This is a genomic window from Marinithermofilum abyssi, from assembly GCF_014641195.1.
In the GTDB taxonomy this organism is placed as follows: Bacteria; Bacillota; Bacilli; order Thermoactinomycetales; family DSM-45169; genus Marinithermofilum; species Marinithermofilum abyssi.
The window spans coordinates 16101-42350 of the sequence record NZ_BMHQ01000006.1; the positions used below are offsets into that span (position 1 = coordinate 16101).

At 52.4% G+C, this 26250-nt stretch carries 24 protein-coding genes and 1 riboswitch; of the genes, 23 read left to right on the plus strand and 1 reads right to left on the minus strand.

What is annotated here, in order from left to right; all coding sequences use genetic code 11:
* Nucleotides 1-23: 23 nt before the first annotated feature.
* From IEW70_RS09150 to IEW70_RS09245, 20 genes are all read left to right on the plus strand, one after another.
* A complete protein-coding gene (locus tag IEW70_RS09150) occupies nucleotides 24-3530 on the plus strand; it encodes a DNA polymerase III subunit alpha (RefSeq protein ID WP_188647632.1) in 3507 nt (1168 codons plus the stop codon).
* A gap of 73 nt (nucleotides 3531-3603) precedes the next feature.
* Nucleotides 3604-4140, plus strand: coding sequence for a phosphatidylglycerophosphatase A family protein (locus IEW70_RS09155; protein ID WP_188647633.1), 537 nt, complete (start codon nucleotides 3604-3606; stop codon nucleotides 4138-4140).
* Between the two features lie 151 nt (nucleotides 4141-4291).
* Nucleotides 4292-4393: riboswitch (SAM riboswitch) on the plus strand.
* A gap of 79 nt (nucleotides 4394-4472) precedes the next feature.
* Entirely contained in the window at nucleotides 4473-4622 is a 150-nt protein-coding gene (locus IEW70_RS18135; RefSeq protein WP_268234852.1) for a YezD family protein, read from the plus strand.
* Nucleotides 4623-4773: 151 nt separating this feature from the next.
* Entirely contained in the window at nucleotides 4774-5487 is a 714-nt protein-coding gene (locus tag IEW70_RS09165; RefSeq protein ID WP_188647634.1) for a phosphoadenylyl-sulfate reductase, read from the plus strand.
* A 24-nt stretch (nucleotides 5488-5511) separates the two neighbouring features.
* Complete coding sequence (gene cysP / locus IEW70_RS09170; protein ID WP_188647840.1) at nucleotides 5512-6579, plus strand: sulfate permease; 1068 nt, start codon at nucleotides 5512-5514, stop codon at nucleotides 6577-6579.
* A gap of 24 nt (nucleotides 6580-6603) precedes the next feature.
* Complete coding sequence (sat, locus tag IEW70_RS09175) at nucleotides 6604-7761, plus strand: sulfate adenylyltransferase (protein WP_188647635.1); 1158 nt, start codon at nucleotides 6604-6606, stop codon at nucleotides 7759-7761.
* 15 nt (nucleotides 7762-7776) lie between these two features.
* Complete coding sequence (gene cysC / locus IEW70_RS09180) at nucleotides 7777-8382, plus strand: adenylyl-sulfate kinase (protein WP_188647636.1); 606 nt, start codon at nucleotides 7777-7779, stop codon at nucleotides 8380-8382.
* 44 nt (nucleotides 8383-8426) lie between these two features.
* The gene (locus IEW70_RS09185) at nucleotides 8427-10058 is read left to right on the plus strand and encodes a nitrite/sulfite reductase (protein ID WP_188647637.1); all 1632 of its coding nucleotides are present in this window, start codon (nucleotides 8427-8429) and stop codon (nucleotides 10056-10058) included.
* 14 nt (nucleotides 10059-10072) lie between these two features.
* The gene (locus IEW70_RS09190; protein ID WP_188647638.1) at nucleotides 10073-10282 is read left to right on the plus strand and encodes a DUF3906 family protein; all 210 of its coding nucleotides are present in this window, start codon (nucleotides 10073-10075) and stop codon (nucleotides 10280-10282) included.
* Nucleotides 10283-10310: 28 nt separating this feature from the next.
* Nucleotides 10311-11108 carry a uroporphyrinogen-III C-methyltransferase gene (gene cobA, locus IEW70_RS09195; RefSeq protein ID WP_188647639.1) on the plus strand — a complete coding sequence of 266 codons (798 nt, stop codon included), beginning with the start codon at nucleotides 10311-10313 and terminating at the stop codon, nucleotides 11106-11108.
* 12 nt (nucleotides 11109-11120) lie between these two features.
* Nucleotides 11121-11708 (plus strand): precorrin-2 dehydrogenase/sirohydrochlorin ferrochelatase family protein, encoded by a 588-nt coding sequence (locus IEW70_RS09200; RefSeq protein ID WP_188647640.1) that lies wholly within the window; start codon nucleotides 11121-11123, stop codon nucleotides 11706-11708.
* Nucleotides 11709-12349: 641 nt separating this feature from the next.
* On the plus strand, nucleotides 12350-13600 hold the full coding sequence (ystJ, locus tag IEW70_RS09205; protein ID WP_188647641.1) for an NADP-dependent malic enzyme: 1251 nt from the start codon (nucleotides 12350-12352) through the stop codon (nucleotides 13598-13600).
* 21 nt (nucleotides 13601-13621) lie between these two features.
* Nucleotides 13622-14299: a FadR/GntR family transcriptional regulator gene (locus IEW70_RS09210; protein WP_188647642.1), complete on the plus strand. Its 678-nt coding sequence runs from the start codon at nucleotides 13622-13624 to the stop codon at nucleotides 14297-14299.
* Between the two features lie 132 nt (nucleotides 14300-14431).
* Entirely contained in the window at nucleotides 14432-14617 is a 186-nt protein-coding gene (locus tag IEW70_RS09215; protein WP_188647643.1) for a glutamate decarboxylase, read from the plus strand.
* 41 nt (nucleotides 14618-14658) lie between these two features.
* Nucleotides 14659-15522, plus strand: a complete 864-nt coding sequence (accD, locus tag IEW70_RS09220; protein WP_188647644.1) for an acetyl-CoA carboxylase, carboxyltransferase subunit beta — start codon at nucleotides 14659-14661, stop codon at nucleotides 15520-15522.
* Complete coding sequence (locus IEW70_RS09225; protein ID WP_188647645.1) at nucleotides 15515-16477, plus strand: acetyl-CoA carboxylase carboxyltransferase subunit alpha; 963 nt, start codon at nucleotides 15515-15517, stop codon at nucleotides 16475-16477. The genes accD and IEW70_RS09225 overlap by 8 nt, the downstream gene beginning before the upstream one ends.
* Nucleotides 16478-16576: 99 nt before the next feature.
* Nucleotides 16577-17536 (plus strand): 6-phosphofructokinase, encoded by a 960-nt coding sequence (gene pfkA / locus IEW70_RS09230; RefSeq protein ID WP_188647646.1) that lies wholly within the window; start codon nucleotides 16577-16579, stop codon nucleotides 17534-17536.
* An 11-nt stretch (nucleotides 17537-17547) separates the two neighbouring features.
* Nucleotides 17548-19299, plus strand: coding sequence for a pyruvate kinase (gene pyk, locus IEW70_RS09235; RefSeq protein WP_188647647.1), 1752 nt, complete (start codon nucleotides 17548-17550; stop codon nucleotides 19297-19299).
* 376 nt (nucleotides 19300-19675) lie between these two features.
* Nucleotides 19676-20125 (plus strand): acyl-CoA thioesterase, encoded by a 450-nt coding sequence (locus IEW70_RS09240; protein WP_188647648.1) that lies wholly within the window; start codon nucleotides 19676-19678, stop codon nucleotides 20123-20125.
* Between the two features lie 359 nt (nucleotides 20126-20484).
* A complete protein-coding gene (locus tag IEW70_RS09245; protein WP_188647649.1) occupies nucleotides 20485-20880 on the plus strand; it encodes an FxsA family protein in 396 nt (131 codons plus the stop codon).
* Between the two features lie 46 nt (nucleotides 20881-20926).
* On the opposite strand, the gene ytvI is transcribed toward IEW70_RS09245, so the two are convergent.
* Nucleotides 20927-22063 (minus strand): sporulation integral membrane protein YtvI, encoded by a 1137-nt coding sequence (gene ytvI / locus IEW70_RS09250; protein WP_188647650.1) that lies wholly within the window; start codon nucleotides 22061-22063, stop codon nucleotides 20927-20929.
* Nucleotides 22064-22464: 401 nt separating this feature from the next.
* Here ytvI and citZ point away from each other — a divergent pair, with 401 nt between their 5' ends.
* From citZ to mdh, 3 genes are all read left to right on the plus strand, one after another.
* Nucleotides 22465-23577 carry a citrate synthase gene (gene citZ, locus IEW70_RS09255; RefSeq protein WP_188647651.1) on the plus strand — a complete coding sequence of 371 codons (1113 nt, stop codon included), beginning with the start codon at nucleotides 22465-22467 and terminating at the stop codon, nucleotides 23575-23577.
* Nucleotides 23578-23657: 80 nt separating this feature from the next.
* Complete coding sequence (gene icd / locus IEW70_RS09260) at nucleotides 23658-24944, plus strand: NADP-dependent isocitrate dehydrogenase (protein WP_188647652.1); 1287 nt, start codon at nucleotides 23658-23660, stop codon at nucleotides 24942-24944.
* Between the two features lie 68 nt (nucleotides 24945-25012).
* Entirely contained in the window at nucleotides 25013-25951 is a 939-nt protein-coding gene (gene mdh / locus IEW70_RS09265) for a malate dehydrogenase (protein WP_188647653.1), read from the plus strand.
* Nucleotides 25952-26250 lie beyond the last annotated feature (299 nt).

Below are 26250 nucleotides of genomic sequence, written 5' to 3' on the forward strand. Positions count from 1 at the left end.
ACAGGCACCGGAAGGTGACAAACATGAAACGTTCGTCTTTTGTTCACTTACATGTACATACCGAATACAGTTTGCTGGATGGCGCCGCCCGGATCAACGACTTGATCCGGGAAGCGAAAGCCCAGGGATTTGATGCGCTTGCCGTGACGGACCACGGAGCGATGTACGGGGTGATCCCCTTTTATGAGGCATGCAAGGAAGCGGGCATTCATCCTATTATCGGGTGTGAAGTCTACCTTGCCGAAGGGCCCATGGAAGAAAAGCCCCCTGCCAAGGATAAAGGGATTTATCACCTGCTGTTGCTGGCAGAGACTTTTGAGGGGTACCAGAACTTGATGAAGCTGGTATCCGAAGCACACTTGCGGGGGTTTCATTATAAGCCTCGCGTGGACAAGGCCCTTTTGCGCCGTCACAGCCGCGGGTTGATTGCGACCAGTTCCTGTCTGGCCGGGGAGATTCCCCAGGCGATTCTAAAGGGAAATCTGTCTCGCGCTCGGGAATTAGCCGAGCAATATCGGGAGATTTTCGGGCCGGAAAACTTCTTTTTTGAGTTGCAGGATCACGGTCTGCATGAACAGCAACAGGTTAATCGGCAATTGATCGGATTGTCGCAGGCGATGGGGATTCCCCTGGTAGCGACCAACGATCTGCACTATGTTCAACGGGAAGACGCAGAAGTGCATGATTGCCTCCTCTGCATTGGCACTGGCCGGAGGGTAGAGGAGGAGGACCGGTTTCGATTTCCGACGGATCAGGTTTACCTGAAACCGCCGGAGGAGATGGAACGGCTGTTTGCCCATGTTCCGCAAGCTATCCACAATACCCGCCGCATTGCCGATCGGTGCCGGGTGGAGATTCCGATGGGGGAGAGGCTGTTGCCTCGCTTTCCGGTGCCGGAGGGCCATACTTCCGCTACCTACCTGCGTCACTTGTGTGAAGCGGGAGCTCGAAAACGGTACGGGGAGCTTCGAGAAACGGTGCAAAAGCGCCTCGATTACGAGCTGTCGGTGATTGAGGGGATGGGGTTTAGCGATTATTTCCTAATCGTGTGGGACTTTATACGCTTTGCCCGGGAACGGGGAATCGCGACGGGGCCCGGGCGCGGCTCCGCTGCCGGAAGCTTGGTCGCTTATGTGCTGCAGATTACCGATGTGGACCCGATCCGTTACAAACTCTTGTTTGAACGTTTTCTCAATCCCGAACGGATCAGCATGCCGGATATCGATATTGATTTCAACTATGAGCGGCGGGACGAAGTGATCGAGTACGTTACCCGAAAGTACGGCTCCGATCGGGTGGCGCAGATTATCACGTTTGGAACGATGGCTGCCCGTGCCGCTGTGCGGGATGTGGGCCGGGTCATGGGCCTCCCTTATGCCGAGGTGGACCGTACCGCCAAAATGATTCCCGCCGGACCGGGAGTGAAGCTGAAGGACGTGATGACACCGGGGTCCGAGTTGGATCAATGGTGTAAGGAGCATCCCCGAATCGCCCGGATGATGGAAACCGTACGAAAGGTGGAAGGGATGCCCCGCCACGCATCCACCCATGCGGCGGGAGTGGTAATTTCCCCGGATGCGCTGACCAACCATGTTCCCTTGGAGCGGGGCAGCGAAGGCAACAGTTTGACCCAATATCCCATGGAAGCGTTGGAAAAGATCGGCCTGTTAAAGGCGGATTTTCTGGGGCTCCGCAATTTGACGGTGATTGAGCGGGCGATTGAATTGATCCGGAAAACAAAGGGAGAAGAGGTTGATTTTGCAGGTTCTCGATATGATGACCCGGCTGCCTACCGCCTGCTGTCGGAGGGAGAGACCACCGGAGTATTTCAGATGGAATCGACGGGGATGCGGCGGGTGTTGCGGGAGTTGAAGCCCAGCAACTTTGAGGACATCATCGCTGTACTAGCGTTGTACAGACCGGGCCCGATGGAGCAGATCCCCCGTTTTATCCGGGCAAAACACGGGCGGGAAAAGGTACATTATCCCCATCCTGATCTGGAGCCCATTTTGAAGGATACCTACGGAATCATCGTCTATCAGGAGCAGATCATGCAGATTGCGGCCCACATGGCAGGATTCAGCTTGGGGCATGCCGACTTGCTCCGGCGAGCGGTATCCAAGAAAAAGCGGGATCTTCTCGATCAGCAGCGCGAGGCATTTGTGCGAGGCTGCATGAAGCAAGGGTATGACGAGCAGACAGGGCGGGAAGTGTATGATTTGATCGTCCGTTTTGCCAATTACGGATTCAACCGAAGTCACTCTGCTGCATACGCTGTGCTGGCATACCAGACAGCCTATTTGAAAGCCAACTATCCGTTGCAGTTCATGGCTGCCCTCCTCACCACCGTCATGGGCAGTCACGGAAAGATGGCGGAGTATATCGAGGATTGCCGCCGGATGGGCATCAAGGTCCTGTTGCCTGACGTACAGGAGAGTGAACGGGCTTTCTCCGTCAAAGACGGTGCCATACGGATGGGACTTGCAGCTATAAAAAACGTCGGAACCCATGCGATTGAGTCCATTATCGGGCAGCGGAAAAAGGGACCCTTTGCCGATCTGTTTGACTTTTGCCGGCGAGTGGACTTGCGGACGTGCAACCGCCGGGTGATCGAATCTATTATCCAATGTGGGGCGATGGACTCTCTTCCCGGCCATCGCGCTCTGAAACTGGCCATGTTGGATGAGGCGATGGAACAAGGAGCTGCCTTCCAAAAGCGGCAAAAGGAGAACCAGCTCCGCCTGTTCGAAGAACAGCAAGAGAATAGTGCCCCGCGATACAAGTATCAGGTGCAACCCTTCACGGAGAAAGAGCAGCTGGAGCTGGAACGGGAACTGCTGGGTCTGTACGTTTCCGGCCATCCTTTGGACGCTTATCGGAACATCATTTCCCGCTTGACGGACCATTCCCTCGGCAGCCTGGGCGAGACACGGGACGGGGAACGAGTGCATGTGGCAGGAATCATCACGGAAGTAAAGCCTGTCACTACCAAACGCGGAGAAGCAATGGCCTTTGTCCATTTGGAAGATCACTCCCGCCAAGCGGAAGTGGTGATCTTCCCCCGCGTGTTGCGGCAATATCGGACCTTATTGCAAACAGATCGTCCCGTCAAAGTCTCGGGCAAGGTGAATCATCACGAGGAGGGCGTCAAGATTTTGGCCGATACGTTGGAAGACTTGGAGAGATTGGCGAGATCGGGAGAGCAAAGGGATGATGGGTCCGCTCATAGAGAGCCGAAGGTTCCTTCTGCTTCAGATCAAACGGATTCTTCTCCGCCGAACCCGATACCCGCCAGGGGAGAGGTCCTCTACCTGCGGATCGCACCGAAACGAGAAGACGCTGCCACTTTGGAACGGCTGAAGCAATGGCTGACCTCCCATTCCGGGAACATGCCGGTGGTGTTGGTGTATCAGCGTTCACGGAAAGTGTTGGCTCTTCCTGTAGCCAAGTACGGGGTCCATCCCTCACAAGAATGTCTTGCGGGCATCGAGGAAATCCTAGGAAAACATTCCTATCACCTAAAGGGTTGATTCCTTCGGTACCTTGCCGGGAAAACAGACATAGGATGGTTTACGACTTGTTTTCAGAAGAGGGTGGAAACCGTTGTTTTACCACCACGTAACGAAACTGTTGCAACAACGGGGTGTCCCATTGGAATCCATCGCCGATATCGTCTATGATCTGCAACGGCCATACAATGATGAACTGAAAAAGGAACAATGTTTGGAAAGTGTACGCCAGGTGTTGAAAAAAAGAGAAGTACAAAACGCGATTATCACAGGCATCGCCATCGATGAATTGGCTGAAAAGAAATGTTTGCCGGAGCCGCTGCAACAGATGATGGAAGTGGATGAACCCTTGTACGGGGTTGATGAGATTCTCGCTTTGAGCATAACCAACGTATACGGTACCATCGGCTTAACCAGCTTCGGTTATCTGGATAAAACCAAGCAAGGAATTATCCATCAGCTTAACAACCATTCGGGAGAGGTGCATGTTTTCCTGGATGATCTTATTTCCGGCATCGCCGCTGCCGCTTCTGCCCGCATCGCCCACCAGAACCCCGACTGGGAACGATACCATGCGGATCGGGATCCTTTGCCCGACAAGGGGGAAGCAGACTCTTCCCAGGGGAAGTGATGTCTCTTTAGTCGAACAACCGGACCTTATCCCAGGTCCGGTTGTTTTTTGCGGTGTGTTTGTAACTAAAGGAATAAATCCGATCAAAAAACTTGGGAAAATGGGTTGACTTTGTGTCAGGCAGTCGTTAAGATTAAGAACAAATCGAACCATCTTATCAAGAGCGGCGGAGGGAACTGGCCCCATGAAGCCCGGCAACCTGCACGGATGTTGTATGTAAGGTGCCAAGTCCAGCCATTTTGGGAGATAAGGTAGGTACCCATATGTATCGCCTCGGTCTTTCCAAAATGGGAAGGCTTTTTTCATAGCCGTGAGTATAGGAGGACGCAGAGGTGAGTCAAAACAACCGGCAATCCTTTGAAGAGGTGGTCGAGCATATTCGGGCGATGTTGGAATCCATGCGGTATGGCTCCATCACCTTGGTCGTACAGGACGGAAAAGTGATTCAGTTGGAAAAAAACGAAAAAGTACGTATCAAATGACAGGGATACCCCGTGAAAAGGTTGCTGACTAGACAAACTAGAGGCGCCTTTATTCCGGGCACCGGCCGGTGCTGTGCCCACGGCTTTAAAGCTGTGGCTTTAGCGGAATAAAGGTGCCTTTTTCGTTGTTTGGAAAAGGAGGGGAACCAAGTTGGCACCGTTGACGTATCACAATTGGGATGACATCAAAAAACCGGTTTTCTCGATCAACGATCCAACCCATGGTGCTCAGAAAGTACTGGAATGGGCCTTCAGGGAGTATGGAGAGCAGGTGCTGTATGCCTGCAGTATGGGAGCTGAAGGGATGGTACTGCTCGATTTGATTTCCCGAATCCAGCCGGATGCGCATGTTCTTTTTCTCGATACGGGGCTGCATTTTCAGGAGACCTATGAAGTGTTGGAACAGGTACGGGAGCGTTTTCCCCAATTGCGGCTGGAGAGCCGACAACCGGCCCTGACGGTAGAAGAGCAAGCAGAGAAATACGGGGAAGCCTTGTGGAAAACAGCACCGGATCAGTGCTGCCGCCTGCGGAAGCTGGAGCCGCTGACGGAAGCGCTGCAAGGTGTGGAAGCCTGGATTTCCGGTTTGCGCCGGGAACAGTCCCCCACCCGCCGGTGGACGCAGTTTTTGAACAAAGACGAAAAATTCCACACAGTAAAAATTTGCCCCTTGATTCATTGGACATGGGACGAAGTTTGGCAGTATATCCGGGAGAGAGATCTGCCGTATCACGTGCTTCATGATCAGGGATATCCCAGTATCGGATGCGCTCCCTGCACTCTTCCGGTAGCGGATGGAGAAGATTTTCGGGCGGGACGCTGGGCCAATTTTGCAAAAACGGAATGCGGTTTGCACTCCAAGTAGGAAGAATGTGAGTCTATGTCTTTGATGATCATTATCGCTTACAGCGTGGCTTTTTTCTTCGCCATGAACATTGGTGCGAGCGGAGCTGCTGCCTCGATGGGCATTGCCTATGGCGCCGGTGCTGTTCCCCGAAGGAGATGGGCTCTGCTCTTGTGCGGAATCGGGGTGTTCCTCGGGGCGGTGTTCGGCGGGGGCGAAGTGGTGAAAACGATCGGTTCCGGACTGATCCCTTCCTCTCTGATCACAGTGAAACTGGCGGTCATTATCCTTTCTTCCGCGGCGTTGTCTTTGTTTCTCGCCAATCTGTTGGGAATTCCTTTATCCACCAGCGAGGTGACCGTCGGGGCTGTGATTGGGGCGGGAATCGCCTTTCAGTCCTTTTATGCGAAAAAACTACTGGTGGTCGTCTCCTTTTGGGTGCTTGTCCCTGCAGCTGCCTTTCTGTTGGCTCTGGCGGCGGGGAAATGCGCTGCTTATCTGGAAGGACGGAGATTTCGGCGGCCGGGGTGGAAGAAAGGGCTGACGTTTCTGTTGGCAGGAGCCGGATTTCTCGAGGCCGTCTCCGCCGGAGCCAATAACGTGGCCAACTCCGTCGGCCCTCTGGTGGGTGCGGGGCTGATTTCGGTGAATCAGGGTGTGATATTCGGCGGGGCGTTTGTCGCTTTGGGTGCTGTATTGATGGGCGGAAAAGTACTGGAGACCAACGGAAAGCGGATTACGGACATTACCTTGTTGGAGGGGACGTCCATTTCCGCTACTGGTGGCGCTCTGGTGCTGGCGGCCTCCTTTATGGGGATGCCGGTTCCTCTGACGCAAGTGACGACATCCGCCATCATCGGGATCGGGACAGTCAAAAGAGGGATGTCCATCTGGCAGAAACGTGTGATTGTTCAGATGATGAAGGTCTGGTTGGTTTCTCCGGTGATCTCGCTGGTCATCGCTTATGGATTGGTCAAAGTGCTGATCGACGGGGACCTTTATTCCCTGATTGTTGTCAGCAGTGTCTTTATTGCCACGGTGGGCACGATCAGCTTGTGGCAGTCGGTTCGTAGGGAGAGAAGGTCCCTGCATGAGCATGGAGGCGGCATTTGAACGAATGATGAAGGAGGATGATTCATGAGTGGCAACAACAGTATTCCTCACGGAGGACGCTTGATTTACCGGTGGCAGCCCGATTTGGCTTATAAGGATGTGCAGCACCAAGTAGAGTTGGACGGGATGGCCTTGAGCGATCTGGAGTTGATCGGGATCGGGGCATACAGTCCGTTGACCGGATTTATGGGGCAGCGGGACTATGAATCCGTGATTCATCAGATGCGTCTGGAAAATGGCCTACCGTGGAGCATTCCTATTACATTGCCGGTCAGCGAAGAGCAGGCGGAAACATTGCCGCTGGGAGAACAGGTGAAGCTGGTCAAAGACGGCGTGGTTTACGGAGTGCTGGAGTTGACCGAAAAGTATGTGCCGGACAAAGAAGTGGAAGCAGAAAACGTCTTTCGTACCACGGAATGGGCTCATCCCGGTGTGAAGAAGCTGTATGAGCGCGGTCCCGTTTATCTGGCGGGACCGATCACCTTAGTCAACCGGCCTCGGAAGGATCGTTTTGTCGAATTTTATTTGGACCCTGCGGAGACCCGTGCCCGGTTCGATGAGCTGGGGTGGAAGACGGTCGTCGGATTTCAGACACGCAATCCGGTTCACCGGGCCCACGAGTATATCCAGAAAACCGCTCTGGAGATTGTAGACGGTCTGTTTTTGAATCCCTTGGTGGGAGAAACCAAATCCGATGACATTCCCGCCGATGTTCGGATGGAAAGCTATCAAGTTCTGCTGAAACACTATTATCCGCAGGATCGGGTATTTTTGGCGGTATTCCCTGCTGCCATGCGCTACGCCGGTCCCCGGGAGGCGATCTTCCACGCGCTGGTTCGAAAGAACTACGGGTGTACACATTTTATCGTGGGGCGTGATCATGCTGGCGTAGGCAACTATTACGGCACGTATGATGCGCAACGGATCTTCAGCCATTTTGAACCGGAAGAGTTGGGGATTACGCCGCTCTTTTTTGAACACAGCTTCTACTGCAACCGATGCGGCAATATGGCTTCCACCAAAACCTGCCCTCACGGGAACGAGGACCGGGTGATCCTGTCCGGTACCAAGGTGCGGGAGATGTTGCGCAGCGGCGAAAAGCCTCCGGTCACCTTCAGCCGGCCGGAAGTGGTGGAAGTGTTGATCCGGGGGATGCAAAAAACACCTGTCACTCAGAGTTGAAAGGGGAAGTAGAGGATGACCACTGCCAACATCGTCTGGCACGAAACTTCCGTTACCAAAGAAGAACGGCAACGGAAAAACGGCTACCGCAGCAGCTGCATCTGGTTTACGGGGTTGTCCGGTTCGGGGAAATCCACTCTGGCCAATGCACTCAGCCGGGCTCTTTTTGAACGGGGAATCCAGAGCTATGTGCTGGATGGGGACAATATCCGACACGGCTTGAATCAAGGACTGGGCTTTTCCCCGGAGGATCGCAAAGAGAACATTCGGCGGATCGGGGAGGTGGCCAAACTGTTTGTGGACAGCGGGCAGTTTGCGCTGACAGCTTTTATTTCTCCGTATCGGGAAGACCGTGCACGCGTGCGGGAGCGGCTGGAACCCGGCGAATTCATCGAAGTGTATGTGAAGTGCGGTTTGGAAGAATGCGAACGGCGGGATCCCAAAGGGCTGTATCAAAAGGCGCGTCAAGGAAAGATTCCGGAATTCACCGGCATCAGTTCGCCGTATGAAGCACCGGAGCAGCCGGAACTGGTGTTGGAAACCGACCGAAAAAGCTTGGATCAATGTGTGCAGGATTTGCTCGTCTATTTGGAAGAGCATGACTATATTCCCGCCGGTTAACGGATTGCACCCAGGAGCATGACGATTGGAAAGGAGCCGATAAGATGGCTTATGTAAAACATTGGGCGAACGAAGAAAAGCTGAACGCCACAGAAAAGCAAAAACTTGCCCGGGATGGTCTTAAGATCTTTGAAGACATTCCCCGCTATGCAAAGGAAGGGTTTGAGGCCATTCCCAAAGAAGAGTGGCCGATGTTCAAATGGGCGGGGCTGTACCTCCAACGTCCCAAGGAAGACGGCTACTTTATGATGCGGGTGTGCGTCCCTTCCGGTATTTTAAACTATGAGCAAGCGGTCGCTTTGGCAAAAATTAGCCGGGATTACGGACGGGGGATTTTTGATGTGACCACCCGTCAAGCCGTTCAATTTCACTGGCTGCGTATTGAAGAGATTCCCGATATCTTTGAGCGGTTGAAGAAAGTGGGCTTGTCCACCGCAGGAGCCTGCGGCGACATCGCCCGGAATATCACCGGCAACCCTTTGGCAGGGATTGATCCGGCAGAAACAATGGACACTGCGCCGATTGTGGAAGAAGTGTTCCGATTCTTCCAGCATAACGAAGACTTTTCCAATCTTCCACGAAAGTATAAAATGTCCATCAGCGCCAATGTGCATAATGCGGCCCACGCAGAAATCAACTGTCTCTCTTTTGTACCGGCGGTCAAAACGATCGATGGTGAGGAAGTGCTCGGCTTTCATGTGAAAGTGGGCGGCGGTTTGTCGGCCAAGCCCTATCTGGCACAAACATTGAACGTGTTTGTCCGCCCGGAACAAGTAAAAGAGGTGGCCGTGGCCGTTACCACCATTTTCCGGGATTACGGATACCGGATCAAGCGTCACCGGGCCCGTCTCAAGTTCTTGGTAGCGGATTGGGGTGCAGAGAAGTTTACCGAAAAGCTGCTGGAATACACAGGACCCCTGCCGGAAAAAGGGAAAGAGCTCACCCGGGAGTGGAATGCCGGCTATTTTTACGGGGTGCATCGGCAAAAGCAACCGGGTCTCAACTATATCGGCTTCAATGTCCCCGTCGGCAGACTGACGGCAGAAGAAGTGTTGGAGCTGGCCCGTATCTCCAAAAAATACGGAACAGGCGAGATCCGCAACTGCAACTCGCAAAATATCATTTTGCCCAACATCCCCGATGAACACGTGGAGGCCCTTCTCGCGGAAGAGATCTTTCAGGAGCGCTTTCGTATCGATCCTCCGCAGTTTACCGCATTTTCTGTCTCCTGCACCGGTATTGAATACTGCAATCTGGCGATTGTGGAGACCAAAGAGCGGATGCGCCGCTTGGCGGAATACCTGGATGAGCACGTTTCTGTAGATGTCCCTCTTCGCTTGCACATGGTGGGTTGTCCCAATTCCTGCGGTCAACGGCAGATTGCCGATATCGGGTTGCAGGGTATCAAAATGCGGACTGCCGACAAACGGATGGTGGAAGCATTTGAGATTTATGTGGGGGGCACATTGGATCACGGAGGCGAGTTCAACCAGAAGTTGAAAGGGAAAGTGGATGCTCAGATTCTCGGACCCGTCTTGAAAGAGTTGATCACGTACTTTAAGGAGCAAAAAGAGCAGGGTGAATCCTTTTATGATTTTGTGCAGCGCGTGGGAACGGAGCCGCTGCAGGAAGAGTTGACCCGTATTTTGGACGAGATCACTGCACCTGCTTCATAAGGGAGAGGGACTCTGTGTATTTATATCGTTTTGAAGTCACCCTTGAGGACGGGGTGGTTCCGGTCATCATTGTCGCGGAGAATGATGACCGGGCGTTCGGTCAAGTGGATGTGGAGCTGGAAAAGCATTTTCTAAGTGTGCCGGATGTTGAAGAGATCACATTACATGAGAAAAAAAGAATCGGTAAAGGATGCGGGTTTGTCTTACAGCCCGCATCCGAATGAGGATTAGACTGAAAAAGGAGGGATCGGGTTGGGGAAAGTTTATCTGGTGGGGGCGGGACCGGGCGATCCTGAACTGATTACCATCAAAGGGGTACGGTGCATCCGGGAAGCCGATGTCATTTTATATGACCGCTTAATCAATAAAGAGTTATTGGAGTATGCCAAACCGGACGCTGACCTGATTTATTGCGGCAAGCTGCCCCATTACCATACAATGAAACAGGAAACCATTCATCATTTTCTGGTCAAACATGCGGCCGCCGGAAAAGTGGTTACGCGCCTGAAGGGCGGTGATCCCTTCGTTTACGGAAGAGGCGGCGAAGAAGCGGAAGCACTGGTACGACACGGGATTCCTTTCGAAGTGATCCCCGGGATTACGGCGGGCATTGCCGCACCCGCCTATGCCGGCATTCCCGTTACTCACCGGGATTACGGATCCACCTTTGCTTTTGTGACAGGACACAGGAGAAAGGGAGAAGAAGAGTCCCTCCGCTGGGAAAGTCTGGCCAAGGGGATTGATACGCTGGCCATCTACATGGGGGTCAGCAACCTTCCCTATATCCAAGACCAGCTGATCTGTCACGGCAAAGATCCCTTTACCCCTGCGGCGTTGGTACAATGGGGCACTACCCGGGGACAAGTGACGGTGACGGGGACGTTGGGCAATTTGACCGAAATCGCTGAAAAACACCGCATACAAAACCCGACCATGATCCTGGTGGGTCCGGTGGTGGCGTTGCGGGAAAAGCTGCGCTGGTTTGAACAAAGTTTTGAGCCGGGCAAGATGGGCGAAATGGCTGTAGCGGAGTCGGGAGGAGTTGGTTAAGGAGGCAGAAACATGAGTGAATACCCCCTTATGTTGTCGCTGGAAAAAAAGCCTGTTCTGGTGATCGGCGGCGGTAAGGTGGCGGCCCGTAAAATCGCCGGTCTGACAGAGGCTGGAGCGAAAGTGACAGTGGTGGCTCCGACACTTTCTCCCCCGTTGGATCAATGGCATCGGGAGCAACGGTTGGTGTGGCGGAAGAAACCGTTTGCTCCTGAAGATGTCCAAGGGTTTTGGGTGGTGGTGGCCGCGACGGATTCCGCCGAAGTAAATCAACAGGTGGCGGACAGCGTACAACCTCATCAACTGGTAAACATCGCTGACCAACCACAGTCCGGCAACTTTACCATTCCGGCTCATTTTCGACGGGGAAGGTTAACGGTTGCTGTGTCCACGGGTGGGGCCAGTCCCTCTCTGGCCGTTCGAATTCGCGACCGTTTGGCCGCGATGTTCAGTCGGGATTGGGCGGATGCACTGGATACCTTAATGGAAAAACGGAACCGATTGTTACGAGAACCAACCGATAAGAAGGAAACCCGGGCGAAGCTTCGCCGTATGGCGGATGAGGCGTTGGAAAGCTTATGGGACACCCGGGTGGATTGATGCTGATAAAGTCCATCTTCGGGAACGAAAAATTCGGGAACGAAAAAGCTCTTCTACCAAGAAGCGACCTTTGAACGACGTACCTAGCGATGAAACGGGACCAAGGCAAAAATGGCACGATCTGGAGCGAAAGAGAGGCCTATGGGTGCTCATCATGCCTGTGGGTGCAACACGGGCTTTTCCTTTTGCTTACCCCTTGGTTATTGCACTCAAAAAGCGCAAGTCGTGCTTTTTGTCGCTCCGCTCCAAAGTCACGCTATGTTTCGGAGCGGATCGTATCGCATCGGTGACGTCGGAGAGGGAGTGACACGGGTAGAAGAGCTTTTTGCTGGGTTCAGAGGTTTGTCATCAAGCGGGATTCCGGGTGTTTTTGTGGATCAAAGGAACAAGATTCGCGCAATATTCGTTCCTATAGAAAAGGAAACGACGAACAAAAGACCCTGAGAGAACAAAGTTTGTCATCAAGCTGATCCGTTTCTTTTGTTGCGGGGGAAAGGAGTTTGGTCGCAAAGAGCGAAAAAGTATCACAAAGGTGCGGCTGTGGGTCCATGCATCCGTATTTTCTTCCTTTTGGGTTTCTGCTATAATGAAAAACATTGTGAGTGGTCAGACCACCGTCTCGGAAAAGGAGTTGAAAAGGCTTGGCCTCTTTACGCGAAGAATCGTTGAAACTGCACCGTGAACATCAAGGAAAGTTGACTGTAAGTTCCAAGGTCGCTGTTCATAACGCCCATGATCTTAGCCTGGCCTATTCTCCGGGGGTGGCTGAGCCCTGTAAGGAGATTCACACCGATCTCGGCAAAGTGTTTGACTATACCATGAAAGGAAACTTGGTAGCGGTGGTTTCCGATGGCACTGCTGTGCTGGGACTGGGCAATATCGGTCCTCACGCGGCGATGCCCGTGATGGAAGGAAAAGCGGTTTTGTTTAAAGCTTTCGCCGGTGTGGATGCTTTCCCGTTGTGCGTGGACACTTCGGAGGTGGACCGAATTGTGGAAACGGTTAAATTGTTGGCTCCCACCTTCGGTGGGATCAATTTGGAAGATATTGCTGCTCCGAAATGCTTTTTGATTGAGGAGCGATTAAAGAAAGAGATCGACATTCCCGTATTCCACGACGACCAGCATGGTACTGCGATCGTTACTTTGGCCGGACTGATCAATGCACTGAAAGTGGTAGACAAGCGGATGGAAGAGATCCGTGTAGTAGCCAACGGAGCGGGTGCGGCCGGGATTGCGATCATTAAGTTGCTCTTAAATCTCGGTGTCCGGGATGTCATCATGTGTGACAGCCGCGGCATTATCTTCGAGGGACGGGCTGAAGGAATGAACCCCGTGAAGGAACGAATTGCCCGCATGACCAACCGGGAAGGCCTGCAGGGGAGTTTGGCAGATGCCATGAAAGGGGCCGACGTCTTCATCGGTGTATCGGTGGCAGGTGCGGTTACCAAGGAAATGGTGGCCTCGATGAACCGGGATCCGATTATTTTTGCCATGGCCAACCCGGTGCCGGAGATTATGCCGGAGGACGCGTATGAAGCGGGAGCCAAAGTCGTGGGCACCGGACGATCCGACTTTCCGAACCAGGTAAATAATGTGCTGGCTTTCCCGGGGATTTTTCGGGGAGCACTGGATGTTCGCGCCCGTAGTATAAATGAAGAGATGAAAGTGGCCGCCGCATATGCCATTGCCGATCTGATCCAACAGGAAGAGCTGTGTCCGGAATATGTGATTCCCGCTCCGTTTCATCCTCAAGTTGCTCCGCAAGTCGCCCGGGAAGTGGCACGTGCGGCCATGGAGACCGGCGTGGCCCGGATTCAAGTGGATCCACAGGAAATCTATGAAAAAACAATGAACCTATCAGCGATTACACAGGACTCATCATTGGGTTGATTCATAACAGGTGGGTGAACGATGTTTCCTGAAGCTGGCTCCAACAAATTTCAAACCATTTTACGCGGTATTCATCAGATCATCGAATCAGACGGCTTACAACCGGGAGACCGGCTTCCGTCAGAGCGGGAGCTGGTCTCCCGCTTGCAGGCGGGCCGTTCTTCCGTTCGGGAAGCGTTGCGGGCGTTGGAATTGCTGGGTATCATTAAAACCCGCAGAGGAGAGGGAACGTTTCTGCAACCCCGCAACACCCATCATTTGGTGGATTTATTGGCGTTTTACATTTTGCGAGACCCCCCTTCCCGCCGGAACTTGTGGGAGATTCGCGTGTTGTTGGAAGTGGCGGCGGCGGGAAAAGCTGCCGTCCTCTCCGATAAGAAAGAGATCAAAGAACTGGAACATCAGCTGAACCAAATGGAGAGCCTGGTGAAAAAGGGAGAGACACTAAACGCGGCAGACACAGAATTTCACCGCCGGGTGGTGGAAGCATCAAAAAACGACTTAATGCTTCGGATTTGGCACCCCGTCCATCAATTGATCCATGCAGTCCAAACCGAACCGATGGATCGGGAAAAAGCGCTCCAGGTCTTGGAGGAACACCGGGGAATTTATACGGCTATCCGGTCGGGCCGTCGCGAACAAGCAGAATCGCGCATGCGTTCGCACCTGCTGAAGGAAAGTCCACTGAACACCGATTGAAATAGGTGAAAAGAGGAAAACCTGCTGTATAATGAAACATGTACCGGATCGTCTACTCATGGATTTGAGACAATCGTTCATCTGTGCTATGATGTCTCCGGTGTGAAGCGGCCGAAGAAGGAGTAGGTACGTATGTGGACGGTGATCTACATTTCTCCCACATTGAAATTGGCCGAACGGATTCGGGACAGGCTCACCCAAGAAGGCTTTTTGGTTCAGATCCGGTCGATAGGTTCCCGTGGGGAACAATATGAAATCCGTGTACCTGAGAGCGAGCTGCATGATGTACGGGAGTTGATCAGTTCCCTTTTCGGGTAGACGGCGGCACCGGAAAGTATACGTTTGGATGAGGTGTTATCGTGTTAAAGGACCTGTTTCGAAAGCAACGTAAATACGCAACCATCCCTTCTGAACAAGCCAAACGGGATATTCCAGAAGGCCTGATGCAGAAGTGCCCCCGTTGCGGTACGATCGGATATACCAAGGAGTTGGAAAAGAACTTGAAGGTCTGCAAATCCTGTGACCATCACTTTTCCATGACCGCACCGGAACGAATTCGGGCCACAGTCGATGAAGGGCGTTTTTTTGAATACGATGCGGACCTGATGTCCGAAGATCCTTTGGAGTTTCCCAACTATCGGGAAAAAATCAAAGCCGACATGGAAAAGACCGACCTGACGGAAGCAGTGGTCACCGGTGAAGGAACGCTGGGTGGCTATCCCGCGGTTGTCGGCGTGATGGATTCCCGCTTTCGCATGGGAAGCATGGGGTCTGTCGTCGGAGAGAAGATCGCTCGAGCGGCGTACCGGGCAGCAACCAAGCGATATCCTTTTATCCTGTTCTCCGCATCCGGAGGCGCCCGTATGCAGGAGGGCGTTTTGTCTCTGATGCAGATGGCCAAAACTTCTGCAGCTTTGGAACGTTTGCATCGGGAGAAAGTGTTGTTTGTATCCGTGATGACCAATCCGACGACAGGGGGCGTATCGGCCAGCTTCTCCTCCCTCGGAGATATCAACCTCGCCGAGCCGGGTGCGCTGATCGGTTTTGCAGGCCGGCGTGTGATCGAACAGACGGTGCGGCAAAAGCTCCCTGATGATTTTCAAACCGCAGAGTTTCTGCTGAAACACGGTCAGTTGGATCAAGTGGTGCACCGTGCCCAGATGCGGGAGACCCTGATTCGCATTTTGGACCTTCACGCCGATGGGAGGGAGCGTAATGAGTAGCGGACAGTTGCCTTTTGAGCGGCCGCTCGTGGAACTTCGTCAAAAGATCGCAGAGCTAAAAAAATTTACCTCTGAAAAATCCATTGACCTTTCCGATGAAATTGCTACGCTTGAAGAGAAAGCGAAGCGGCTGGAAGAAGAGATCTACGGCAATCTGACTACATGGCAGAAGGTTCAAATCGCCCGCCATCCCTCCCGGCCAACCACATTGGACTATATCCAACGCATTTTTACTGACTTTATGGAGTTGCATGGAGATCGTCTTTACGGGGATGACCCTGCGATTGTCGGAGGAATCGCCAAATTCAACGGCATGCCCGTAACCCTGATCGGGCATGAACGAGGGAAAGACACGAAGGACAAAATCGCACGCAACTTTGGTTTGCCACATCCTGAAGGCTATCGGAAAGCTCTCCGCCTGATGCAGCAAGCGGATAAATTTGGTCGTCCCATCATCTGCTTTGTGGATACTCAGGGGGCCCATCCCGGAGTGGAGGCAGAAGAGCGGGGACAAAGTGAAGCGATTGCCCGCAATTTGCGGGAAATGGCCGGATTTTCGGTTCCGATCATCTGTGTGGTGACTGGAGAAGGAGGCAGCGGAGGGGCATTGGCGATCAGTGTGGGCAACCGGTTGCTGATGCTGGAGCATGCATATTACTCCGTCATCTCCCCCGAAGGCGCTGCAGCGATTTTGTGGCGGGATGCAGGGAAAGCGCAGGAAGCGGCGGAAGCATTGAAGATTACGGCCCAAGATCTGAAAAAGCTGGGCGTTATCGATCAGGTGATTCCGGAACCCAGAGGCGGAGCCCATCAAGATCCGGATATGCAAGCCCAACAGATCAAGGCTGCGATTGAGGAAGCTTTGCCTCCGCTGTTGGCGATGGAGCCCCACCAACGGGTGGAGGATCGTCACCGGAAGTTTGAGAAAATCGGTACATTCACGACCGTGGGCTGAACAGCCTCCACGGTTTCTCTTTTTGTCCCGCATGGACAAAAAACGTCCCGCGGGTTGTTGAGGATTTTTGGGGAATCTATATAACGAGGTGATAGGAACATGAAGCGAATCGCTGTGTTGACAAGCGGAGGAGATGCACCAGGCATGAATGCCGCGATTCGTGCGGTGGTGCGGAGCGGCCATTACCACGGGTTGGAAGTATACGGCGTTTATCGGGGATACAGCGGTTTGATTCAAGGGGATATCGTTCCCTTGAAATTAGGTTCTGTGGGCGATATTATTCACCGGGGAGGAACGGTGCTATATAGCGCTCGCTGCGAGGAATTCAAAACCGAGGAAGGCCGTGCGCGAGCAGTCGAAAACCTGCGTCGGGAAGGTATCGAAGCGCTGGTTGTCATCGGAGGGGACGGCAGTTTTCGTGGAGCACAAAAGCTGACGGCTCTCGGGTTCCCTACGATCGGTGTTCCGGGTACCATTGACAACGATATTCCAGGAACCGATTTTACTATCGGTTTTGATACAGCCGTCAATACGGTGATTCACTCCATCGATAAGATCCGAGACACGGCTACATCCCACGAACGCACTTATATTGTTGAGGTAATGGGTCGTGATGCGGGAGATATCGCATTGTGGGCTGGATTGGCCGACGGCGCCGAATCGATTTTGATTCCGGAAGCACCCTATAATCTGGATGAAATCGTGGAACGGTTGCAACGCGGGAATAAGCGGGGCAAACGCCACAGCATCATTATCGTAGCAGAAGGTGTCGGCAGCGGTGTGGATATCGGTCAGCAAATCAAAGAACGGACCGGGATGGAGACGCGTGTCACTGTACTGGGACATATTCAGCGGGGTGGATCGCCGACTGCCTTTGACCGTGTGCTGGCCAGCCGGATGGGAGCCAAAGCAGTCGATCTGTTATTGGAAGGCAAAAAAGATCAGATGGTCGCGATTCGCAATAACCAAGTGATGGGTATTGAATTTGAAGAAGCATTTAACTCCAAGCACCAGCCGGACATGTCGTTGTATGATTTGGCTGGGATCTTAGCGATTTAGGGGGAAACACCATGCGGAAAACCAAGATCGTATGCACCATCGGACCAGCCAGTGAAGACTTGGAAACCCTGCGACAGCTGGCATATGCAGGAATGAATGTCGCCCGCATGAATTTTTCTCATGGCTCCCACGAGGAGCACGGACGCCGGATCGAACGAATTCGTCAAATTGAGCAAGAAACAGGAAAAACCATCGCTTTACTGCTGGATACCAAAGGGCCGGAAATTCGAACCGGTGATCTGAAAGAGGGAGAAGTGGAGCTGAAAGAAGGGGAAAACATCACCCTGACTACCGAGCCGATGCTCGGAGACGCCTCCAAGGTGTCCATCACCTATAAAGGATTGCCGCAGGATGTTCATCCCGGTTCTACTATTTTGGTGGACGACGGTCTGATCAGCCTTCGCGTGGAAGAAGTGGAAGGCACTGAAATCCGGTGCATCATCGAAAACGGAGGTCCTCTGAAGAACAAAAAAGGAGTCAACGTTCCGGGTGTTTCCATCAATCTCCCGGGCATTACGGAAAAAGATGCAGAGGATATACGCTTCGGCATTGAACAGGGTGTCGATTTTATCGCGGCATCTTTTGTGCGGAAGCCGGAAGATGTGCTGGAAATCCGTAAAATTCTGGAAGAATATGATGCTGACATCGACATTATCGCCAAAATTGAAAACCAGGAAGGGCTGGATAATCTGGATGCCATTCTGGAAGTGGCGGATGGCCTCATGGTGGCACGGGGCGATCTAGGTGTGGAAATCCCGGCAGAAGAAGTGCCCGTTGTACAAAAAGAGATGATCCGTAAATGCAACCACTTGGGCAAACCGGTTATTACTGCGACACAGATGCTGGATTCGATGCAGCGCAATCCCCGTCCGACCCGTGCCGAGGCCAGTGACGTGGCCAATGCGATTTTTGACGGGACCGACGCCGTCATGCTGTCCGGTGAAACGGCCAGCGGAAAATATCCGGTGGAGGCAGTGACCACGATGGCGCGCATCGCTGCCCGGGCAGAAGGATCTCTCCGCTATCAGGATATTTTCAAGGAGCGGATTCGCTCAGTGGATGTCAGCATTGCGGATTCGATCAGTCAATCCGTTGTGCATACTGCGGGACAGCTAAAGTCTTCTGCGATTATTACTTCTACCGAAACGGGACGGACGGCGCAGATGGTATCGAAATACCGCCCGCAAGTACCGATTATCGCTGTTACCCGCCATCCCAAAGTGATGCGGAAATTGTCACTCCTCTGGGGCGTGTATCCGGTAAAGGGCCGTCAAGTGAATACAATCGACGAGATGTTGCAAACGGCCATCACGGCTTCCCTGGATTCCGAGTATGTCCACCACGGGGACCTCGTGGTGATTACCGCCGGTGTTCCGGTGGGACGGTCGGGAACCACCAACATGATGAAAGTTCACGTGATCGGTGATGTGATTGCCAAAGGTCAAGGGGTCGGCAAGCAAATCATCAACGGGGAAGTTATCGCGGGAGTGACCGCTGACGAACTTCGGTCCAAAATGAAAGACGGGGCTGTTTTGGTCACTGTCAGCACGGACAAAGATATGATGGACGTGTTTGAACGGGCGGGGGCTGTCATTGTGGAAGAGGGCGGATTAACCTCCCATGCTGCTGTCGTAGGACTCAACCTGGGAATTCCGGTTATTGTCGGTGTTCAAGATGCGACGGAAATCTTGAAAGACGGTATGGAGATCACCGTGGACCCCGGACGGGGACATATTTACTCCGGCCGCGCCCAGGTATTATAAATTCAGAGGACGGGGATTCCGTCCTCTTTTTCATACATAAAAAACACCGACATGCACCGGTGCTATATCAGGACCGTTTAGATCGTACGCAAACGGGGATAAATCCACCAGCGCAACTTTTTGCGCCGTTTTTTGCGTCGACGAAGTTTCACTGGCGATTCCTCCTTTCTGAAATCAGCACATCTTTAAGCGTTCCAAGTGTTTGTATCTATATTGTAACTGGAGTCCGCAGGTTTGGCTATTCACATTATGTGTGCTGTTCCCTCAAAATATGTAATCAGCCGGCTGGAATAAGGTTTAACAAGCGATATCTGCCGGATGATTTTGCTAAAATGGTAATGGGTAGGGTTCAGTTTGTTAAATGGAGGCACTCGCAATGAAATCCAAAACATTTGCAACATCATTCCGTGTAAGATATCAGGAAACGGATCAGATGGGTGTTGCTCACCACAGTGTATATGCTGCTTGGTTTGAAGTGGGGAGAACAGAGATGATCCGGCAGTTGGGCATCTCATATAAGGAATTGGAGGAGCAAGGGGTGCTCCTCCCGGTGGTGGATCTGCATTGCCGATTTTTACAGCCGGCCCACTATGACGATGAAATTACGGTGGTCACCCGGGTGCTGGAAGCGGCCAAGGCAAAGCTCACCTTTGGTTATAAGGTGATCCGTACCGCTGATGATGTGCTCTTAACCACGGGGAAAACCATTCACTTATGGGTGGATCACGAAATGAAACGGGTGAACTTTGAGCGCCGATTTCCAGAGGTGTTCCGTGTTTTGTCGGCCCAAATCGATACATCCCGGAAAAACAAAACGATTACGTAATGGTTTAAGGCGTGTCTGTTAACGGGGAGGGTCGGTGTGATCGGCGAAGATCCTTTGCGCTTTTTGCAAGAGATCGGAGACGGCCACACCGGACGGACCCCTAACAAACAATCAGACAGACCCTAGACTAGACTTTTTTTAGGAAGGTTGAGGGTACTGCCATGAAAAAAATCGACTGGTAATGATTAGATGACGACGATAAGTAAGAATCTTGATGCCAAGGAACCAATTTGCTAATAAGCGAATGAGTTAACGGATCAAACGCGTTCTTTATTGTTACAATAGAAACGATCCAGTTCTTTGTTTTTAGGACTTTCTTCCAATAGAGGGAAGATCCGTTTCGCAAGGAGGCCAATAACGTGTTTCGTATCCTCGTTCTCCTATTGATCCTTATCCCTGCGTTGGAAATCTGGGGTTTAGTCTCTGTGGGGAAGGTGATCGGCCCGGTGCCGACGGTGCTGGCCGTGATCGCGACAGGAGTGATCGGCGGTTGGCTGGCTCGCTGGCAGGGCTTGAATACATGGCGGCTGGCCCAGATACAATTGCGTAATGGAGAATTGCCGGGAGAAGCTTTGTTGGACGGGGTTTGCATTTTGTCCGGGGGGCTGATGCTCCTGACTCCGGGATTTTTCACGGATGCGCTGGGATTGTTGCTTTTGATTCCCTATACACGTACGATTGTGAAACACTTTCTTAAAAAATGGCTCACGAAGAAGGTGAAGGACGGTACGATGATCTGGATTCATCGCCGTTGAGACCCGCATAGAACGAAGGACCCCCTTCCAATCGGAAGGGGGTCGCTTATCCTCTGCCCCCTGCCGTCTCTCCCTTGATATATTTCCAGGAATCCACAAATACATGGGCCCGGTGAAGTGCCATTAAAATGACTACCGCTACAGGTCCGAGGATGAGCCCGAAAAAGCCGAACAGTTTCAGCCCGACAAACAAGGCGATCAAGGTAACCAGAGGGTTGAGGCCGATATTGGTAGCAACCAGCTTTGGTTCCAAGAATTGTCGAATAACGATGAGAACAAGGTACAATACCCCAATGCTGACACCCAACTGAACTTTTCCGGTAAGCAACAGATAGAGTGACCAAGGGACGAGAACAGCACCGACTCCCAGGTAAGGTAGTAAATCCACAATCCCGATAATGATGGCTAGAGTCAGTGCGTAATCGACACCTAATATCATCAGGCCCACCCAGACTACCAGGGTTGTGATGGAGATAAGTGTCAATTGGGCACGGATGAAGCCCATCAGTGCTCGTTTTAGGTCGCGAATCACCAAACCGCCGGTGGTTTGGATCCGTTTCGGCAGGATATGGGTAAACCGTTTTTTGATCAGCGGCCAATCCACCCCGATGAAAAAGGCAGCCAAAATAATAAATATCAGCACGGTGGCATAATAGGGGAGGTCTCTCAAGAACGAGCCGATCCCTGAGATAATGTCCGTGATCAATTGCGTGCCTTTGTTGGTGATAACCCCTACATTGTCCCGGATGCTGTTGATAATCTCTGTTTTTTGTTCGGGATTGTTTTTCATATAGTCCTGAATATGATGGATTATCAGCGAAATTTCCCGATTATCCTGGGTAAGCAATTGGACGATATATTGATTCACCTTGTCAATGGCGGAAGGCAGATATTCCGCCAAATTTGTCAATTCCACGACAATTTGCGAGGTGAGAAAAATGAGCAGTGTCAAAAAGCTTCCTACCAACACCAGTAAGGAGAGCGTAACGCCAAGCCATCGGGGCAAGCGCAGCCGTCTTTCCAAAAATCGTACAGCGGGTTCGGCGATCATGGCGATTAGCCATCCGATGAAGAAAGGGTATATAAAGGGGAAGATCCAGATCAGACCCCAGTAGAGAGCAAGAATGGTGATAGCGACGATAATCGCCCGCAAAAGGATTTCCGCGGTTTCTCTTCGGATCAAGACAATCCCTTCTTTCGTTTCAATACATCCGTATTCATTCCCTTGTATAAAAATTTTAAGCCGCTGACTGCCTGGGATCAAACATCCATTCACAGACTTTTCGCAACTGTCGGCGTGATGATAACGTTTTTTTTTTATGGTAAACTGGGAGAGGGCGATGTATAAGGGCACGAACAGCCAACCTCGACAGAATAAAGAAACGGGCGTCTAAAGCTCACGTCCGGCCCTTATATTCCTATTCGCAAAAACGGACGTTTTGGTGTGACGCCGCGGGTGATTGATAAAACGCCATTTTATGACTGGTTGTTTCAAAAATTCAGCATCCCCAAACTCTTTAGAGTATCAGGTGGCCCGACAACGTGCCCGAAATAGTACCATATTTACAGCAAAGGAGCGATTATATGACGGTTGCTAAAGGATTGGAGGGTGTCGTAGCACTCACTTCTAAAATCAGCTCGATTATTGATGGAGTACTGACCTACCGGGGCATCGACATCGACGAACTGGCAGACCACGCCAACTTTGAAGAAGTGACCTTCCTGTTGTGGAACGGCCGTCTGCCTTCCCGTTCGGAGTTGGATGAGCTGAAGAAACAACTGGGCGCTCATGCTGCTCTTCCTGAAAGCGTATTATCGCTATTGAAGAGCTACCCGAAAGACATTCATCCGATGGCGGCCCTGCGAACGGCTGTGTCCGCATTGGCTCTCTATGATCCGGAAGCGGATGATAACAGCCTGGAGGGCAACCGGCGCAAGGCGATCCATTTGACCGCCCAGCTGCCGACCGTCGTTGCTGCCCTCTATCGGATCCGGAAAGGCCTGGAGCCGGTGGCTCCGCGCCCGGAATACGGTGTAGCGCAAAACTTTGTCTATATGCTGCACGGGAAAGAACCGGATGAAGTTGCCGTCAAAGCACTGGATAAAGCTCTGATCCTTCATGCCGATCACGAATTAAACGCTTCTACTTTTGCGGCACGTGTCACCACTGCAACCTTGTCTGACATGTATTCCGCCGTCACGACGGCCATCGGTACCTTGAAGGGCCCGCTTCATGGAGGGGCCAACGAACAGGTGATGAAGATGCTGGAGGAAATCGGAAGTGTCGACCGGGTGGACGAAGTGATTCGGCGGAAACTGGATAACAAAGAAAAAATTATGGGCTTCGGTCACCGGGTATATAAAGAGGGCGATCCCCGTGCCAAGCACTTGCGTGAAATGTCCCGGCAATTGGCCGAGCAGACCGGGGATCGGAAATGGTTCGAAATATCTGCCAAAATTCATGAGGTGGTGGAGTCTATGAAGGGTCTGAAACCCAATGTGGACTTCTATTCCGCTTCTACCTACCATTACCTCGGGATTCCCAGGGAGCTGTTCACACCTATTTTTGCCATGAGTCGCATGACGGGCTGGACGGCTCATATCCTTGAGCAATACGCGGATAACCGGTTGATCCGCCCGCGTGCCGAGTATGTTGGTCCGGTCAACCAGTCTTATGTCCCCATCGAGAACCGCTGACGAGGTTATCACCGACAGGGGACGGGGCTTGTGTCCCGTTCCTTGTCGTTTTTCCCAAACAGAGAGCAAGGAGTGGTAGCATGTCTCGTTTTGAAGCACCGCAATCCGGTGAAAAGATCACCCTGAAAAACGGCGAACTGCAAGTTCCGGACAATCCGATTATCCCCTTTATCGAAGGCGACGGCACCGGTCCGGATATTTGGGCTGCGGCAAAGCGGGTGTTGGATGCCGCCGTGGAAAAAGCCTACGGTGGAAAGAAGCAAATCGCCTGGTACGAGATTTTTGCCGGGGAAAAAGCGTACAATCGCTTTGACGAATGGCTTCCCGAGGAAACGCTGAATGCGATTCGTGAATACTTTGTCGCCATCAAAGGCCCCCTGACAACCCCGGTAGGCGGCGGGATTCGTTCGTTGAACGTGGCTCTGCGCCAGGAGCTGGACCTGTATGTTTGCTTGCGTCCGGTCCGATATTTCAATGGGGTTCCTTCACCGGTCAAAAAGCCGGAGGATGTCGATATGGTAATTTTCCGGGAAAATTCGGAAGATATTTACGCCGGTGTGGAGTGGCAAGAGGGTACGGAGGAAGTGAAGAAGTTGATTCGCTTCCTGCAAGAAGAAATGGGCGTCAAAAAGATTCGGTTCCCGGAAACCTCCGGCATCGGAATTAAGCCGGTATCCCGGGAGGGCACCGAACGTCTGGTCCGTTCCGCCATTCGGTATGCATTGGATCACGGGCGTAAAAGTGTTACCTTGGTCCATAAAGGAAATATCATGAAATTCACAGAAGGGGCTTTCAAAACCTGGGGGTACGAGCTGGCTGAGCGTGAGTTCGGCGATCAGGTATTCACTTGGGCCCAATATGATCGCATCAAAGAAGAACAAGGCTTGGACGCTGCCAATACCGCGCAGGCCCAGGCGGAAGCGGAAGGCAAATTGATTGTGAAAGACTCCATCGCCGATGCGTTCCTGCAGCAAATCCTGACCCGTCCGAAAGAGTACGATGTGATCGCTACGCTCAACTTGAACGGGGATTACGTGTCAGATGCCTTGGCGGCCCAAGTGGGCGGTATCGGGATTGCGCCGGGGGCCAATATCAACTTTGACACCGGGCATGCCATCTTTGAAGCCACTCATGGAACGGCACCCAAATATGCCGGGATGGATAAAGTCAACCCGGGATCGGTCATCCTCTCCGGTGTGTTGATGCTGGAGCACCTGGGCTGGCAAGAAGCGGCCGACCGCATTTACCATGCCATGGACAAAACCATCGGCCAGAAAACCGTCACGTATGACTTTGCACGGCTGATGGACGGCGCAACAGAAGTCAAATGCTCCGAATTTGCCGACAAGCTGATTGAAAATCTTTAAGTTTGGGTAGAGCATGAGAGAGTGGACTTTTACGACTAGGAAATCCAACAACAGGAGGAAAAGGACAGATGTCGATCCGCAGAAAGAAAATTTCCGTGATCGGTGCAGGATTTACCGGTGCAACCACTGCTTTGATGCTGGCGCAAAAAGAGTTGGGGGATATCGTCTTGGTGGACATTCCCCAAGTGGAAAATCCGACCAAAGGAAAAGCGTTGGACATGTTGGAAGCCGGCCCGGTACAAGGGTTTGATGCCAACATTATCGGCACGTCCAACTATGAAGACACCGCCGATTCGGATCTGGTCATCATCACGGCCGGAATCGCCCGCAAACCGGGAATGAGCCGGGACGATCTCGTGGCTACCAATGCCAAAGTGATGCGTGCCGTAACGGAACAAGTGGTCAAATATTCCCCGAACAGTATCCTGTTGGTACTGACCAACCCGGTGGACGCGATGACCTATGAAGTGTTCCGTACATCCGGCTTCCCGAAACACCGGGTCATCGGTCAATCCGGGGTGTTGGATACCGCTCGTTTCCGGACCTTTATCGCTCAAGAGCTGAATGTGTCCGTAGAAGACGTGACCGGTTTCGTGCTGGGTGGTCATGGCGATGACATGGTGCCGTTGGTGCGCTACTCCTATGCCGGCGGCATTCCGCTGGAAAAATGGCTGCCGAAAGAGCGGCTGGATGCCATCGTGGAACGGACCCGCAAAGGCGGCGGTGAGATCGTCAACCTGCTGGGCAACGGCAGCGCCTACTATGCTCCTGCCGCTTCCCTGGTGCAAATGGCCGAAGCGATTCTGAAGGATAAGCGGCGGATCCTACCGGCCATCGCTTATTTGGAAGGCGAATACGGCTACAAGGACATGTACCTTGGCGTGCCGGTCATCCTCGGCGGCAACGGTCTGGAACAAATCATCGAATTGGATTTGACCGAAGAAGAGAAAAAGGCGCTGGACAAATCGGCCGACTCAGTTCGCAACGTGATGAAAGTATTAAACTGATTCAAAAACACCCGGGAAATTCCGGGTGTTTTTATATGCAAAAAATGGGATTTCCCCGACGCAAATGAAGGCGCTTTCATCCCTTTCGTTTCAAGTTGGATCCCGCTTTCCTTCACAGGCTGCCTCCGTTCATCGAGACGGTGCTTTACCTGCATCATGTTAAAATTCCCTTTACGTTTCGAGGAATTTGTAGTTACTATGAGGAAAGATGAATGAAGCTCTATTCCCGTTGGGAGGCTAGTAACGATTTTGCTTCCACCGCGGGAAATAGCGAGACACCCGAACGAGCCGGGAAACAG

Excerpts from the sequence above, each read along its gene's own strand:
- IEW70_RS09150 (WP_188647632.1), top strand. The coding sequence starts at position 24 with ATGAAACGTTCGTCTTTTGTTCACTTACATGTACATACCGAATACAGT.
- cysP (WP_188647840.1), top strand. The coding sequence starts at position 5,512 with ATGATCATTATCGCTTACAGCGTGGCTTTTTTCTTCGCCATGAACATT.
- sat (WP_188647635.1), top strand. The coding sequence starts at position 6,604 with ATGAGTGGCAACAACAGTATTCCTCACGGAGGACGCTTGATTTACCGG.
- cysC (WP_188647636.1), top strand. The coding sequence starts at position 7,777 with ATGACCACTGCCAACATCGTCTGGCACGAAACTTCCGTTACCAAAGAA.
- IEW70_RS09185 (WP_188647637.1), top strand. The coding sequence starts at position 8,427 with ATGGCTTATGTAAAACATTGGGCGAACGAAGAAAAGCTGAACGCCACA.
- IEW70_RS09200 (WP_188647640.1), top strand. The coding sequence starts at position 11,121 with ATGAGTGAATACCCCCTTATGTTGTCGCTGGAAAAAAAGCCTGTTCTG.
- IEW70_RS09210 (WP_188647642.1), top strand. The coding sequence starts at position 13,622 with ATGTTTCCTGAAGCTGGCTCCAACAAATTTCAAACCATTTTACGCGGT.
- IEW70_RS09215 (WP_188647643.1), top strand. The coding sequence starts at position 14,432 with ATGTGGACGGTGATCTACATTTCTCCCACATTGAAATTGGCCGAACGG.
- IEW70_RS09225 (WP_188647645.1), top strand. The coding sequence starts at position 15,515 with ATGAGTAGCGGACAGTTGCCTTTTGAGCGGCCGCTCGTGGAACTTCGT.
- pfkA (WP_188647646.1), top strand. The coding sequence starts at position 16,577 with ATGAAGCGAATCGCTGTGTTGACAAGCGGAGGAGATGCACCAGGCATG.
- pyk (WP_188647647.1), top strand. The coding sequence starts at position 17,548 with ATGCGGAAAACCAAGATCGTATGCACCATCGGACCAGCCAGTGAAGAC.
- IEW70_RS09240 (WP_188647648.1), top strand. The coding sequence starts at position 19,676 with ATGAAATCCAAAACATTTGCAACATCATTCCGTGTAAGATATCAGGAA.
- citZ (WP_188647651.1), top strand. The coding sequence starts at position 22,465 with ATGACGGTTGCTAAAGGATTGGAGGGTGTCGTAGCACTCACTTCTAAA.
- icd (WP_188647652.1), top strand. The coding sequence starts at position 23,658 with ATGTCTCGTTTTGAAGCACCGCAATCCGGTGAAAAGATCACCCTGAAA.
- mdh (WP_188647653.1), top strand. The coding sequence starts at position 25,013 with ATGTCGATCCGCAGAAAGAAAATTTCCGTGATCGGTGCAGGATTTACC.